This is a genomic window from Desulfobacula toluolica Tol2 (assembly GCF_000307105.1).
GTDB lineage: Bacteria > Desulfobacterota > Desulfobacteria > Desulfobacterales > Desulfobacteraceae > Desulfobacula > Desulfobacula toluolica.
The window spans coordinates 615,576-630,069 of the sequence record NC_018645.1; the positions used below are offsets into that span (position 1 = coordinate 615,576).

Below are 14,494 nucleotides of genomic sequence, written 5' to 3' on the forward strand. Positions count from 1 at the left end.
CAATTGTGAATTTTTTTTGTCGTAGGCAAATCCAGTCTAAAGACCAACTCTGGTCTGCCTTTAGCAGTTGTTTGGAAACAAGCATATTGTCATTTCAAATCATCTTTTTTCATTTCCATATACCAGTCTTCATTGCCATAAAGGGCATCGGAACATTTAGAACACAAACTATGACTGAATAAAATATTGGAATGAGTCTGTATATATTCTTCCAAAGAATCCCAATATCCCTCATCGTTTCGGATTTTTTTGCATTTGGCGCAGATCGGTAGTAAACCGCTTAATGTTTTGACATTTTCAAGTGATTCTTGCAGCTCTTTGATTAATTTTTCTTGTTCTTTTTCCGCTTTCCTGCGAGCGGCAACTTCTTTTTCAAGAATTGCTATGGATGTAGTGCTGTGTTGAAGGCTTTTTGCCATGCTGTTGAATGAAATGGCTAAATTGCCAAATTCATCATTTTGCTTCATATCAATTCGGTATTTAAAATCATCTTTTCCAATTTTTTGGGTAGCTGTATCAAGTATTGCAAGAGGTTTGGCAATTTTTTGGCCAAATATATAGGAAATCAATACTAAAATAAAAATTATTGCAATGCCTATTAACATCATCGATTCTATGAACTCAATTAAAGGTGTTCGAATTCCTTTCATTTCACGATAACTTATAACATACCATGATTCATCCGTGTTGCCATTTTTATGGTCAACCGATTCAAATGTTCCCCCAAAAGCATGCCATTGCCCCCTTTTGTAAGTTTTATCTCTGAAATTCCTACAAGATATTTTTTTTCAGAATCATTGAGAATGAAAGACTCATTATTCTGGTTTTTCAATCTTATAAGAATAGAATCATGAATTCTTGTACTCAGTGGTTCAAAACCTTCTTCAAAGACAACCATTCCACCGGATCGGGTCAGTTTGAAGTTTCCGATTAATTTGTCCTTTTCACAGGACAGTAATTCACTGATACTGCCGAGGATATTGATATTGCATTTTAATATACCGATTATCCGGTTGACTTGTCTGATGGGAACAACAAGGCCTAAGACATAGCCGTCAACACTGTCATCATACCCACGGTCATCAAAAAATATAGCGCCTTCAATCCTTCAATTTTTGTCCGAACTGACTTATATAAATGTTAGTGCTTATGTTTTATAAGCATAAGCTCAGATAGATTTTTAATCTTTATCAATACCGGATTTGTTGTCTGCCCGCAAGTCACATATATATTTATACTTCATAAATTAAAAGGCATTCTTTTTTTGTTTTTCATTCATCAAGTTTTTGGCTTTATTTTTGATGTTATGTTAAGGTATTGTCAAATTTCTTAATTAACGGCCATGGCAGATTGATTTACCATAATAAAAAATGAAAGAATTTTGATTCCAGCTGGTTGGAAGCTCTTTCATATAACAGTCATGGGAGATTTTTATGCAAACAAGAATAGAAACAGACACCATGGGGCAGGTCAGTGTCCCTTTGGATAAATACTGGGGATCTCAGACCCAAAGATCCATAAATAATTTTAAAATCGGACGCCAAAAAATGCCGTTGGAGGTTATTCGGGCATTTGGAATTTTAAAAAAAGCTGCGGCAGTGGTAAATTATGATTTAGGGGTGCTGTCCCGGGACAGGAAAGATATTATTATCCGGGTCTGTGATGAAATTATCAGTGGTAGTCTGGAGGATCATTTCCCTTTGCTTGTCTGGCAGACAGGATCAGGCACCCAGTCCAACATGAATGTGAATGAAGTGATTGCCAACCGTGCCCATGTGCTGCTGGGCAACCAGCTTGGAAAGGGAAAACGCCTGGTTCATCCTAATGATGATGTCAATAAATCCCAATCATCAAATGATACCTTTCCAACGGCCATGAATATCGCGGCATTCACAATGCTTGCAGATCATACCATCCCCTGTTTTAAAAAATTGAAATCCTCTTTGGAAAAAAAAGCAGTTGCCTGGAACGATATCGTAAAAATCGGCCGGACTCATATGATGGATGCAACCCCTTTGACACTGGGACAGGAATTTTCCGGCTATGCCTCAATGCTGGATCATGGTCTTTGCGCCCTTGACAACACCTTGCCCCACCTGTCTGAGCTGGCATTGGGGGGAACTGCTGTGGGGACCGGCCTGAATACGCCAATAGGCTATGATAAAAAAGTGGCCGGAGCCATTTCCGATCTGACCGGTTATACATTTATTACAGCGCCCAATAAGTTTGAATCCCTGGCCGCACACGATGCCCTTGTGACCACTCATGGGGTATTGAAAACCATGGCAGGCAGTCTCATGAAAATAGCTAATGATATAAGATTGTTAGGATCCGGGCCGCGCTGTGGTGTCAGTGAACTGATGCTGCCTGGAAATGAACCCGGCTCATCCATCATGCCGGGAAAAGTGAATCCCACCCAGATAGAAGCATTAACCATGGTGTGTGCCCAGGTTATGGGAAATGATGTCACCATCGGCATTGGCGGGGCAAACGGACATTTTGAGCTGAATGTGTTCAAGCCGGTTATTATTTATAATTTTTTGGAATCTGCCCGGCTCATGGGTGATGCTGCCTTGTCTTTTAAAAATAATTGTGTGGACGGAATGGAGCCCAATCGTGAAAAAATTGCAAAATGTCTTCAAGAATCGCTTATGCTGGTGACGGCCTTAAATCCACATATCGGTTATGAACAGGCTGCCAGGATTGCAAAAAAAGCCCAGGAAGAAAACAAAACACTCAAACAGGCAGGCCTTGAACTGGGAATTGTTACCAACTATCAGTTTGATCAATGGGTAGATCCCAACAAGATGATTGGACGTCCGTGAAAAAAGAGCTTATACTCTGAAAATAAGCAATGAATATTTAATTAAAACAGGAGCCAATGCTATGAATAATGATGTGACAGTGTTTACGCCTTATCCGTTCAAACTCGGGCAAAAGATACGAATTGAGGGATCAAGACGATCCGGTGACTGGGAGGTTATTGATTTGAGTGAAACCAAGGTTACCCTTAGGTGTCCGATTTCAAAAAAAGAGGTGAACTGGGACAGATTTTGTTATTTTGTTGAAGAAAAAAATATGAAATGGCCAAGTGACTGAGACCCGATAACTTGAGACCTTACGCCTTAGATCCGGGTGCATGAGATCCGGATGAATAAGATCTATATGCATAAGATCGGAGGCGTTAAAAAAGGATAGTAAACAATGAAAGTGATACTCTTGATGGCTGTTACAGCAGACGGGATGATTGCAAGAAATTCCATGCAATTGGTTGACTGGACCGGAAAAGCAGACAAACAATATTTTGTTGATGTCACACGAAAGGCAGGAGCCATGATCATGGGCTCGAAAACATTTGATACCATCGGGAAAGTGTTGCCTGACCGCAAAAATATTGTCATGACAAGGAACAAAAAAAGGACAAGCCAAAACACGGATCTGATTTTTACCGACCAGACACCAAAGCAGGTTTTAAAAGAACTTGAAGCACAGGGCTTAACTTGTGCAACACTTGTTGGCGGATCAGTTGTGAATACCTTGTTTTTACAAGAAAATCTGGTGGATGAAATCCATCTCACCATTGTACCAAGGTTTTTCGGCAAAGGTATGTCCTTGTTTAATGAAATTCTGGATACCCGTTTGGAACTGATGGAAGTCAAAAAAATTGATGAGGGCCATGTGTTATTGATATACAGGGTTAAAAAAGAATCATACTAAAAATTGAATGTCTTCATCTGAAAAAATAAACGCATTAGAACCGGATTTTGAAAAAACACCTTTGTTTTTGAAAACCCTTCCAGTAAGACTTATTATTCCTGTAACATTAACCATTCTTCTTTTTATCCTGACCATTTTCTTTTTAATCATTCCCCTTTTGGAAAAAAATATGATGGACGGTAAAAGAGAAGGCATTATGCATCTGACTGAAACAGCGTGGAGTACATTGGATTTTTTTTATTCAAAAGCCCAACGCGGTTTGATTTCACAAAAAGAAGCAAAACTTGCCGCCATCACCCATTTGCAGCAATTAAAATACGGCCCTGAACAAGAAGATTATTTCTGGATAAATGACATGACTCCCGGAATGATCATGCATCCCTACCGCCCGGATCTTGAGGGCAGGGATATGTCTGATTTTAAAGACTCTGCAGGCAAGCTTTTGTTTGTTGATATGGTTAAAATCGTGGAACAAAAAGATGCCGGGTTTGTGGATTATCTGTGGCAATGGAAGGGGGATTCCAATAAAATTGTTCCCAAAATTTCCTATGTAAAGGGGTTTGCCCCCTGGGGATGGATTATCGGAACAGGTATCTATGTTGAAGATGTCAGACAGGAGATTCTTACCATTACACACCAATTGATTTATACTTGTTCCGGAATTTTGATGCTGTTTTTGCTCTTGTCCGGGTATATTGTATGGCAGGGAACAAAGGGTGAAAAACAACGGATAATGGCAATGGAACAATCCCGTTTAAGGGATAAACAATTGCTTCAGGCAGATAAAATGACCTCCTTGGGCATACTGGTGGCAGGAGTTGCACATGAAATCAATAATCCCGCCACCTCGTTGATGCTCAATGCACCGAATCTTAAAAAAGCCTGGGCATCATTTACTCCGATTCTGGATGATCATTTTAAGCAGCAACAGCATGCTGTTGTCTGCAATATGCCTTACAAAGATCTTTCCAACCGCATTGAGATGATGTTGACGTCAATGGAAGACAGTGCTGCACGGATAAAAAGAATCATCACCGAGTTAAAGGATTTTTCTCGGCCCACAAGGGTTGAAATGGATGATGATATCAATATTAATAGTGTGGTTGGAAAATCCCTGGACCTGACCCGTTCCATATTGAAAAAAGCAACCCATCACCTGTCGGTTGATCTGGAAGAGGGGTTGCCAAAGATTTCAGGTAATTTTCAGCAACTGCAGCAAGTGATGATCAATTTGGTGGTGAATGCCTGTCAGGCCCTTGAAACCCCGGAACAGTCAATTCAAGTGAAAACCTCAATTTCTCTAAATTCCGGTTTTATTGTGATAGAGGTGTCCGATACCGGACCGGGAGTTCATCCACGAGATTTGAACAAGCTGAAAGAGCCTTTTTTTACAACCAAAAGAGATCATGGGGGGACCGGTCTCGGGCTTTCTATTTCAGAGAAGATTGTGTATGATCACAAGGGGATAATGGAATTTTATTCGGAATTTGGAAAAGGTCTGACCGTAAAAATATTTTTACCGGTGAGCCGTGTTGAGAACAAGGTTTAAATCAGCAGGATACAATATACAATAATGGCAAACAGACAACATACCCTGGACCGGCCTATTTTTATTGTTGACGATGAACCGGAAATTCTTCTGGCTGTAGATACCTGCCTGAGAATGGCGGGTATGGACAATATTATCACCATCAGCGATGCCAGGGATGTTATCCGGCAAATGGAACGTCAGATTCCGTGTCTGATGATCCTGGATTTGAATATGCCCCATATCAACGGCAGGCGGTTGCTTCAAATTATTCGTAAAACTTATCCCAGGATACCTGTTATTATTCTTACAGGTGCAATTGACGTGGATACGGCTGTAAACTGCATGAAAATAGGGGCCATGGATTATGTGGTCAAACCGGTGGAGGAAAAGCGGCTCCTGGCTGCAGTCGAACAGGCACTGGCCCTGATCAACCTGGAAAACAAAGCCAAGATGACTCTGCCAACAGAATTGTTTGCCCAGATTAAAAATCCCAAGGCATTTGCCCATATTATCACTCAGGATGAAAAGATGCACTCCATCTTTCACTATATTGAGGCCATTGCCCCGTCTTCTCAGCCGGTCCTTGTTTTTGGGGAAACCGGAGTGGGAAAGGAACTCATTGGCCAGTCCATTCATGAGTTGAGCCAGAGAAAGGGAAAACTGGTTGTGGTCAATGTGGCGGGACTGGATGACAATATTTTTTCCGATACGCTTTTCGGGCATGTTCCCGGGGCGTTTACCGGGGCACAAACTTCAAGGCCCGGCCTGATCGAACAGGCGGCCGGGGGCACGCTTTTTTTGGATGAAATAGGAGATCTTGCCTTAACCTCTCAGGTTAAACTGCTTCGTCTGCTTCAGGAAAGGGAATACCTGCCCTTGGGGTCTGACAAGACACGACAGTCAGATGCCAGGGTTGTTGCCGCCACCAACCGGGATCTGTGGAACCTTGAAAGAAAAGGGGTTTTCAGAAAAGACTTGATTTACAGGCTTTCCACCCACACCCTTACCCTGCCTCCCCTCCGGGACCGTCTTCTGGATCTGCCGCTGCTGCTGGACCGTTTCATATGCCAGGCCGCCAATGAACTGGACAAACCGGTTCCCGAACTTCCCAAAATATTGATTGAACAGATGGAAACTTATCCGTTCAAGGGCAATATACGGGAGTTGAAATCCATGGTGTATGACGCTATTTCACGATATCGGAAAGGACCTATGACAGCGGATCTGTTCAAGGGCCTGGGCATAGTCGGATCGGGCATTTTTGGATCAAGCTCATTTGGATCAAGCTCATTTGGATCAGGCGAAACCGTATCCGGGTCATTTGAATCCGGGGCCGGGCCAGACAAGGATTCGTCTGTCTCTCTTCCCACCCTTAAAGAAGCCTCCAGAGAGCTTGTGGAAAAGGCTATGAAGCAAACCGGCGGAAACCAGTCCGCTGCAGCGGGAATTCTGGGCATCTCTCAACAGGCCTTGAGTAAGCGGCTGAAAAAGTTAAAACAGGAACAAGATAAAAACTAATTTACAACAAAAGTTGTATCTACAACAAAAGTTGTGGATTCTTTGCTTTGATCGGTTCTGCCGAGCATCCGCTCGGCATTGTTTGTTTTCCTACAACTTTTGTTGTACTCTTTTTTAAGTTTAATCAACTCTACCATTCTAAATAAATTCAATAAAAACAAATAGATATAATCTTAACGTCATTGGGCACAATACTTGCTTTAATAATAAATGAATAACAATTATTAATTAAAGGAGAATTGCTCATGGAGAAAATTAAAAATCTAGGCTGGCGTGTAACAATGGCAGGACTGGGTATCAATCTGGCATTGGGAATATTGTATACCTGGAGTATTTTTAAGATGAGCATCAAAGAGTCAATTGTGGCAGGCGACGGTCTTTTTAACTGGAGCCTTGCGTCTTTAAACGACCCTTATGCCGTCTGCTGTCTGGTCTTTGCCTTTACCATGATTTTTGCCGGCCGTGTTCAAGACCGACTCAGTCCCAGGATTACGGCTGTTATCGGCGGTATTCTCACAGGGCTTGGCTTGATTCTCATTTCATTTTCAACTTCATGGATAAGCTGGATAATAGGATTCGGGATCTTCACGGGTATGGGGCTTGGATTTGGCTATGCATCAGCCACACCACCTGCCATTAAATGGTTTCCGTCTGCCAAAACAGGCATGATCGCAGGTATCGTAGTGGCAGGATTCGGTCTGGCATCGGTCTATATCGCCCCTTTGGCCATATTTTTAATCGACAAGTTCGGGCTTTCCCAGTCTATGCTGATTTTTGGTATTGCCTTTCTTGTTATTGTATCTGCTCTTGCGCAATTTCTTGTGAATCCGCCTGACGGTTATGTTCATCCCCAAACAATTCAAAATAAAAATTCCACGGCAAACACAAGCATTGATTTTGAACCCGGAAAAATGCTTCGTACAGTCACCTTTTATAAATTATGGATTATTTTTTGTATCGCCTCTGGTGCAGGCCTTATGATAATAGGCGGTGTGGCCGGGATGGCAAAACACGGCATGGGTCATATGGCATGGGTGGTTGTGGCTTTGATGGCAGTGGGAAACGCGTCCGGACGGGTCATTGCAGGGATACTATCTGATCGTATCGGACGGGCTAACACTCTTTTTATCATGTTGATTTTTCAGGCCATTGTCATCTTTTCACTCTTGTTTATCACACCTGCCCAGGTCATGCTTTTGGTTATTGCCGCTATGCTCATAGGTTTTAATTACGGCACCAACCTTTCCTTGTTTCCGTCCGCTACCAAAGATTTTTTCGGTTTAAAAAATTTCGGTGTTAATTACGGGCTGGTATTCAGTGCCTGGGGTGTGGGAGGATTTATATTCCCAAGGGTTTCTCAAATGATCATAGCTTATACCAATACTCCCAGGATGGCATATATTCTTGCATCAGGACTGCTTCTTGTCGGAGCGGTTGTGGCTTTGACGACTAAGGCTCCAGCAACTGAACCTGTAATTAAAATTGAAGAGCAACCTGAATTTATCGCAACTCCCGTACCTGAAGAGACCTAAGACAAAGTTCTTTACAACTGCCGAAAATAGTGACATCAATTTTGTATACGGTTTTAATTGAAAAAAGGAGGTAAAATGAGCGAATTTAAATTTCACGCACCTGATGAGTACCGTAAAAATGCCTGGATCAAAACAATGGATGAGTACAAACAGATGTATGATCAGTCTATTGAGAAACCAGAAGAATTTTGGACACAAATGGCGGATCAGTTCTACTGGGAAAAACGCTGGGACAGTGTCCGGGATTATAACTACAGCATTTCCAAAGGCCCTATTAATATTGAGTGGTTCAAGGGCGGCAAAACAAATATTACTTACAATTGCCTTGACCGTCATTTAAAAGACAGGGGCGATCAAACCGCCTTGATATGGGAAGGAAACAGTATTGGCGAAGACCGTGAAATTTCCTACAAAGAACTCTATGAAATGGTTTGTCAATTTGCCAATGTTTTAAAATCCAAAGGCGTACAAAAAGGCGACCGGGTAGCCATTTACATGCCCATGATACCGGAGCTTGCCGTCACCATGCTGGCATGTGCCAGAATCGGTGCCATTCACAGTATTGTTTTTGGCGGTTTTTCCGCAGACGCCTTGTCTAACCGTATACTGGACAGCCTTTGTAAAGTTCTTGTTACCTCTGATGGTGTTATGCGGGGGGCTAAGGCTGTTCCGTTAAAAGGCAATGCAGATACGGCTATGGATCTGTGTGAGAAACAGGGGCATTTGGTGGAGTGCTGTGTTGTGGTCAATCGAACCGGTTCCGAGGTTGAAATGAAACAGGGCAGGGATGTGTGGTGGCATGAGCAGATCCAGGCGCAAAGCATGGATTGTCCCGTGGAATGGATGGATGCAGAAGATCCTTTGTTTATCCTTTACACCTCAGGATCAACAGGAACGCCCAAAGGTGTGCAACACAATGTAGGCGGCTACATGGTTTATACCGGTATCACTTTCAGATATATTTTTGACTACCATGACAACGACATCTACTGGTGTACTGCTGATATCGGCTGGGTAACCGGGCACAGCTACATTGTTTACGGTCCCCTCTCACAAGGTGCCACAAGCATCATGTTTGAGGGGGTCCCCAATTATCCTGATCCTGGACGGTTCTGGGCCACAGTGGATAAATGGAAGGTAAACCAGTTTTACACAGCTCCCACAGCCATAAGGGCATTGATGGCTCAGGGGGAGCAATGGGTTGAAAAATATGATCTTTCATCTTTAAGATTGTTGGGATCGGTTGGCGAACCCATTAATCCCGAGGCCTGGAAATGGTATTTTAAACATGTGGGCAAAGAAAGATGCCCGATCGTGGATACCTGGTGGCAGACTGAAACCGGAGGCATCATGATTACGGCTCTTCCCTATGCCATTGACCAGAAACCGGGGTCAGCCACCCTGCCGTTTTTCGGTGTTAATCCGGTGCTGTTAAATGAAGAGGGAAAACCCCTTGAAGGGGCTTGTGACGGTATCCTGGCCATACAAGAACCATGGCCCGGCCAGATGAGAACTGTTTACAATAATCATGAAAGATTTGAAAAAGTTTATTTTCAGATGTTTGACGGCTATTACTTTGCCGGTGACGGATGCCGCAGGGATGAAGACGGTTATTACTGGATCACAGGACGTGTGGATGATGTCATCAATGTGTCCGGCCACAGGATGGGGACGGCCGAGGTTGAAAGCGCCCTGGTCAGTCATAAGGAGGTGGCCGAAGCCGCAGTGATCGGCTTTCCCCATGACATTAAAGGTCAGGGTATTTATGCATTTGTCACCCTCAATGTCAGTGCAACCCCGAGCGATGAATTGTTAAGCCAGCTCAAACTGCACGTCAGAAAGGAGATCGGGCCAATTGCCACACCTGATATTATCCATTTTGCACCTGCATTGCCTAAAACCCGGTCAGGCAAAATTATGCGCCGGATTTTGCGAAAAATCGCAACTGATGAGTTTGACAGCTTAGGTGACATCTCCACCCTTGCAGATCCCGAGGTGGTGGGCAGCCTGATCGAAAACCATAAGGAATTAACAAGTAATTAAAATCGTTTCATATGGCCTGACAAGCTCCTGGTATTATAAAAAGTGGTGTTTAAAAGACATAAAAAGCGCCCTTGATCGGATACGCTTTACATGAAAGGGCCGGTTTGAAATCCATGGGATGTTCAGACCGGCCCTTTATTCTGTATGTTCTGCTAGTGTGTTCTGGCGAGCTTAAATTATTGCCTGATACGGAGAGATAAACGATGATAATTTTCTCATCAATTTGATTTCACTCTAAAGTGTCCTGAATCGTTTAATAGACCAATGCCGGATCAAGTTTAAAGGTCCAGGGCGCACCTGAGTTTTTCCATCCATTCACGGTTCTTTGACCTTGATCGTCCTTGTCTCCCTCAAACCCGTCGGTAATGGTGTAAACATCGTTGAATCCGGCTTTGGCAAGCAAATTGACACAGGCTGCGCTTCTGGCACCAGACCTGCACATCACAAGGATCTGATCCGTTTTTTTGAATCGTTTCATCACCTCGGATACAAAATTTTCATTTGTCGGCATCACAGGCTTATTTTTGTCTGTCAATCCGCGGTCCAGGAATTTTAGGGGGATATTAACCGCCATGGGGGCGTGGCCCACAAACACATATTCACCTATGGTTCTGGCATCAAGGATCTTGACGTTGGCCGGGTCCTGGGAGTATTTTTCATACGCTTGTTTCGCTGTCACATATTTGGCAAGTACGGTCTGTTTTTTTGGGGGAAGTGTTGAAGCCCCAAAACAGGTTATAGAAAAACTAAATACCAGTAATTGAGCCAGCAGAAATGCCATCATTTTTCTTTTCATATTGATCTCCTTTTTTTATGTGTACGATGAGGTTTTTAAACCATTATGAAGCTGCGATTATATTGGATAATACCGGAAGATATATATTCATTTTCTTTTTTTTATGTCAACAAAAATTTTAACCGAACCAATTGTCAGTTTTGTGTCATTATGCTTTTAACAACGTTTTGATTATAAAGAAGAGTTTCAAGAAAGCGCAAATAATACAATTTTTTTCCAGATGAGCTGAAAATTGCTGGTTCACTGTCATCATTGGTATGTTTTGTTTGTTAATCTTATGTGTTCGAATTTAATGGGGGTGCTGGAAATTAAGGGAATTTTGATTGGTAAAACATCAATTCACTGAACCAATTGTCACTGGGAAAAAATTTCAGGTGACGGTAGGTGCTGGTGTCAAAAAATATTGAAAAAAAATGGTTGTGTTCAGGTGTGGAAAAGAACAGAAGAACAATTGCAAGGTAGATAAAAAATGTGGACTTGAGATCTGATGCATTCCCGAATTTAAATGCGGTTCCTGCTGATTTTTTAATTCCTAAACCTTTAAGATTTAGGCTGTACAGCTCATCTAAAAGCAGATGGATGATATATCCTCCAAAAACAAACATGCCTGCCATCCAGGCGACAAATTCATTAAAATGAAAAATGCGGTAAAGCAGTATAGTGCTGATAAGCCCGAAAAAAACAGAGGCGGGTATCGAGTGGATGATGCCTCGGTGGACTGTTATTCTTGTAAAAAATGAAAAAAGAAAATATTTTATAAAGACAAAGCTTCCCATCCATACAAGTAGCAGTTCGACAGCTGTATTTTCAGGCGGCTGCTTGAACATCACAAGAAAGGATATGACGGTTGCAATAAACGTAAAAAGTATCCGAACGGGAAGGGAATTGTCTGAATCAATATCCGGTAAAAGACCGCCAACCACGCCGAGAGTAAAGTAGAGAAGAACTTCCTGGGGCGTGGCAATCGCCGATGCAAAAAGTATTGTGGATGCAATGCTGCTGCCGATACTGGTTATTGTAAAATGTGTTTTAAAATCAGCCACTTTTCCTGCCCGGTGATACGGTTGCTATATATTATTAAACAACTAAAAAAAACATTAATATCATAAAATTTTAAATTTGTAACAATCTATTGTAGATGTTGAACTAGTAATTAAATATTTAAAATGATCATAGCGCAAAAAAAGGAAAAAAAGAGACTGTGTGTTAAAATTCTATCTGCCTGCCACGAAACACTACCTGTGTTTTCTGCTGGCATACCGCTGTACGGCCCGGCTGATACTTTTTCTGAACAACATGGAGTTGATGGGTTTTTCAAGAAAATCCGAAGCGCCTGACCGAAGCGCCCTTAAAGAGCCTTCTTTGCTGTCGCACTTAGCGATCAATATTACCTCACAGTCAGGCTGCAGGCTTTTGATTTGCTGAGTAAGTTGAACCCCGTTCATTCCAGGCATTTCAAGTTCAATGATGACCATGGAAAAGGATTTTTCCATGGCTTTTTTTAAAGCATAACCGGATGTTGTAACCCCAATGGGTTCCAGACCGGCAAGTTTTAGTTCGGCACTGACACCTTCAACGATTAAAGGATCATAGTCCACTACCATGACACGGCTGTCATTCAGGCGCATGACATGAATGATGGCATCAACCACTTTAGAGTCATACTGGATATTCAGTCCGGCGGACAGTTCGTCTATGGCTTCCTTAAGGGGAAGGCCGGGGCGGTAAGGCCTATGGCTGGTCATAGCGTCAAAAATGTCAGCCACTGAAATAATGCGGGCCCAAAGATGTATCTTGTCTCCTGAAATTCCCAGTGGGTAGCCTGTGCCGTCCAGTCGTTCGTGATGCTGGTGAACCACATCTGCAACCGGCCAGGGAAAAGGTATACGGCGCAGGGTTTCAAATGCGGTCGTGGGATGTTCTCGGATAAAGCCCCATTCGTGTCCGGACAGTTTTCCCGGTTTGTTTAAAATAGCGGCCGGGATAATAGCCTTTCCAATATCATGTAAAAGCGCACACACATTGAGGCCCTCAAGCTCGTTGTTGTTTAATCCCAATATTTTTCCGATTTTAACGGCCAGTTTTGCCACATGTTTGGAATGCCCTGCAGTGTAGGGATCACGGCTTTCAACCAGTTCGCTTAACGCTTCGGTGATGCCTTTGAAGCTGTTTGCAAGGTCCTTGCTTAAACGTAAGGACTCTTTTTCATTTTGCCTGTGGGTGGTGACATCGCTGATAACTTCAACCGTGTGAGTAATCCTCCCGTTATTGTCCTTTATCGGAGATGCACAGAAATGAAGGGTCCGGTTCAGGTGGGTTTCGTATTCCTCAGCTTCACAATAAATGCCTTTTTTTTGCGCTTTCAAGTGTGGGCAATATTGGGGAGGCTTGTCCATGCCGTGGAAAAGATTATAGCAGCGCATGCCGATAAGCTGACTGATATCAATGTTCAAAAGGCGCGAGGTGGCTATATTGGCTCTCCTGATCTTAAAATCCGGGTTGATGAGCATTACGGCATCATCCAGTGCATCAAAGGATTTGCGCCACTCTTCCGATGCCAGGGTCAATGCCCGCATCATGGCCTCACGTTCACTGGTGTCCCTGACCATACAGATGATCATGTCCTGGCCTGATATGAACATATGTTGGGCAATAATTTCAACGGGTAGGATTTTCCCTTCCTGGTTTTGACATAAATTCCAGGAAGTTATGCCGCCAGGGTTTTCCTTGAAACGATAAAAACTTTCTTTTGCCTCTTTTTGAAATTCAGGTGGCTGGAGTTCCCATATTTTTTTTTGTTTAAGTTCGGAAAGCAGGTATCCGGTCTGGCGCTGAAATTCCATATTGGCATCAATAATGTTGCCGTCATAATAACTGGTAATGATAATGCCTTCTCTTGCCAATTCGAAAATAGACCGATATTTATGCTCGGAGATTTTCAGTTTTTTTTCAATATGCTTGGTTTCAGTCACATCCATAAAATGGCCTACCACTGCTTTTTGACTTTCAAACTCTATGGCATCCACACTCTCAATAACCCACCGGATTTCACCATTGGCTGTAACCACCCTGAACTCATATGGCTCCTTTCTTTTATGTTTTAACATGGCGACTGCATTGTCTCTTACTTTTTGCCGGTCTTCTTCTATCACTAGATCCAATGGATTCATTTTTAATAATTCATTTTCAGAATAGCAGGAAATTTTCTGAAATTTTGTGTTGGTAAACCGGAATTTATGACCTTGAACCACATACGTGCCAATAGGAGAGTATGTAAAAAAGCTTTTTATCTGATCCTGTTCGATTGGATAATGCATAATTAATATCCTTAAAGTTCGTTGAAATTAGTCATGGTTA

At 42.5% G+C, this 14,494-nt stretch carries 12 protein-coding genes; 7 read left to right on the plus strand and 5 right to left on the minus strand.

All coding sequences use genetic code 11. The features are described 5' to 3' along the window. Positions 1-89 precede the first annotated feature (89 nt). Together TOL2_RS23355 and TOL2_RS02825 are read right to left on the minus strand one after the other, a co-directional pair. Positions 90-650, minus strand: a complete 561-nt coding sequence (locus tag TOL2_RS23355) for a HAMP domain-containing protein (protein ID WP_083863443.1) — start codon at positions 648-650, stop codon at positions 90-92. An 11-nt stretch (positions 651-661) separates the two neighbouring features. Further along, entirely contained in the window at positions 662-898 is a 237-nt protein-coding gene (locus tag TOL2_RS02825) for a hypothetical protein (protein WP_014956039.1), read from the minus strand. Positions 899-1,433: 535 nt separating this feature from the next. On the opposite strand from TOL2_RS02825, the gene fumC reads away from it, so the two are divergent. The 7 genes from fumC to acs all read left to right on the plus strand — a co-directional run bounded on the left by fumC (position 1,434) and on the right by acs (position 10,341). After that, positions 1,434-2,825: a class II fumarate hydratase gene (fumC, locus tag TOL2_RS02830; RefSeq protein WP_014956040.1), complete on the plus strand. Its 1,392-nt coding sequence runs from the start codon at positions 1,434-1,436 to the stop codon at positions 2,823-2,825. 61 nt (positions 2,826-2,886) lie between these two features. Then, positions 2,887-3,099: a hypothetical protein gene (locus TOL2_RS02835; RefSeq protein WP_014956041.1), complete on the plus strand. Its 213-nt coding sequence runs from the start codon at positions 2,887-2,889 to the stop codon at positions 3,097-3,099. A gap of 105 nt (positions 3,100-3,204) precedes the next feature. Further along, positions 3,205-3,717, plus strand: a complete 513-nt coding sequence (locus TOL2_RS02840) for a dihydrofolate reductase family protein (protein ID WP_014956042.1) — start codon at positions 3,205-3,207, stop codon at positions 3,715-3,717. A gap of 7 nt (positions 3,718-3,724) precedes the next feature. Next, positions 3,725-5,266 (plus strand): cache domain-containing protein, encoded by a 1,542-nt coding sequence (locus tag TOL2_RS02845; RefSeq protein ID WP_014956043.1) that lies wholly within the window; start codon positions 3,725-3,727, stop codon positions 5,264-5,266. Between the two features lie 24 nt (positions 5,267-5,290). Then, on the plus strand, positions 5,291-6,766 hold the full coding sequence (locus TOL2_RS02850; protein ID WP_014956044.1) for a sigma-54-dependent transcriptional regulator: 1,476 nt from the start codon (positions 5,291-5,293) through the stop codon (positions 6,764-6,766). 245 nt (positions 6,767-7,011) lie between these two features. Continuing rightward, on the plus strand, positions 7,012-8,298 hold the full coding sequence (locus tag TOL2_RS02855; protein ID WP_014956045.1) for an L-lactate MFS transporter: 1,287 nt from the start codon (positions 7,012-7,014) through the stop codon (positions 8,296-8,298). Between the two features lie 75 nt (positions 8,299-8,373). Then, on the plus strand, positions 8,374-10,341 hold the full coding sequence (acs, locus tag TOL2_RS02860) for an acetate--CoA ligase (protein ID WP_014956046.1): 1,968 nt from the start codon (positions 8,374-8,376) through the stop codon (positions 10,339-10,341). 253 nt (positions 10,342-10,594) lie between these two features. Here the strand turns inward: acs and TOL2_RS02865 are convergent, their stop codons facing one another. The 3 genes from TOL2_RS02865 to TOL2_RS23360 form a co-directional block, all read right to left on the minus strand. Then, on the minus strand, positions 10,595-11,137 hold the full coding sequence (locus TOL2_RS02865) for a rhodanese-like domain-containing protein (RefSeq protein ID WP_014956047.1): 543 nt from the start codon (positions 11,135-11,137) through the stop codon (positions 10,595-10,597). A gap of 308 nt (positions 11,138-11,445) precedes the next feature. Then, positions 11,446-12,180 (minus strand): metal-dependent hydrolase, encoded by a 735-nt coding sequence (locus tag TOL2_RS02870; RefSeq protein WP_014956048.1) that lies wholly within the window; start codon positions 12,178-12,180, stop codon positions 11,446-11,448. 192 nt (positions 12,181-12,372) lie between these two features. Then, positions 12,373-14,454, minus strand: coding sequence for a PAS domain S-box protein (locus TOL2_RS23360; RefSeq protein WP_014956049.1), 2,082 nt, complete (start codon positions 14,452-14,454; stop codon positions 12,373-12,375). Positions 14,455-14,494 lie beyond the last annotated feature (40 nt).

What these genes read in the sequence shown, in the direction of transcription:
- TOL2_RS23355 (WP_083863443.1), bottom strand. Translation starts at nt 650, where the DNA reads ATGAAAGGAATTCGAACACCTTTAATTGAGTTCATAGAATCGATGATG.
- TOL2_RS02825 (WP_014956039.1), bottom strand. Translation starts at nt 898, where the DNA reads ATGGTTGTCTTTGAAGAAGGTTTTGAACCACTGAGTACAAGAATTCAT.
- fumC (WP_014956040.1), top strand. Translation starts at nt 1,434, where the DNA reads ATGCAAACAAGAATAGAAACAGACACCATGGGGCAGGTCAGTGTCCCT.
- TOL2_RS02835 (WP_014956041.1), top strand. Translation starts at nt 2,887, where the DNA reads ATGAATAATGATGTGACAGTGTTTACGCCTTATCCGTTCAAACTCGGG.
- TOL2_RS02840 (WP_014956042.1), top strand. Translation starts at nt 3,205, where the DNA reads ATGAAAGTGATACTCTTGATGGCTGTTACAGCAGACGGGATGATTGCA.
- TOL2_RS02845 (WP_014956043.1), top strand. Translation starts at nt 3,725, where the DNA reads ATGTCTTCATCTGAAAAAATAAACGCATTAGAACCGGATTTTGAAAAA.
- TOL2_RS02850 (WP_014956044.1), top strand. Translation starts at nt 5,291, where the DNA reads ATGGCAAACAGACAACATACCCTGGACCGGCCTATTTTTATTGTTGAC.
- TOL2_RS02855 (WP_014956045.1), top strand. Translation starts at nt 7,012, where the DNA reads ATGGAGAAAATTAAAAATCTAGGCTGGCGTGTAACAATGGCAGGACTG.
- acs (WP_014956046.1), top strand. Translation starts at nt 8,374, where the DNA reads ATGAGCGAATTTAAATTTCACGCACCTGATGAGTACCGTAAAAATGCC.
- TOL2_RS02865 (WP_014956047.1), bottom strand. Translation starts at nt 11,137, where the DNA reads ATGAAAAGAAAAATGATGGCATTTCTGCTGGCTCAATTACTGGTATTT.
- TOL2_RS23360 (WP_014956049.1), bottom strand. Translation starts at nt 14,454, where the DNA reads ATGCATTATCCAATCGAACAGGATCAGATAAAAAGCTTTTTTACATAC.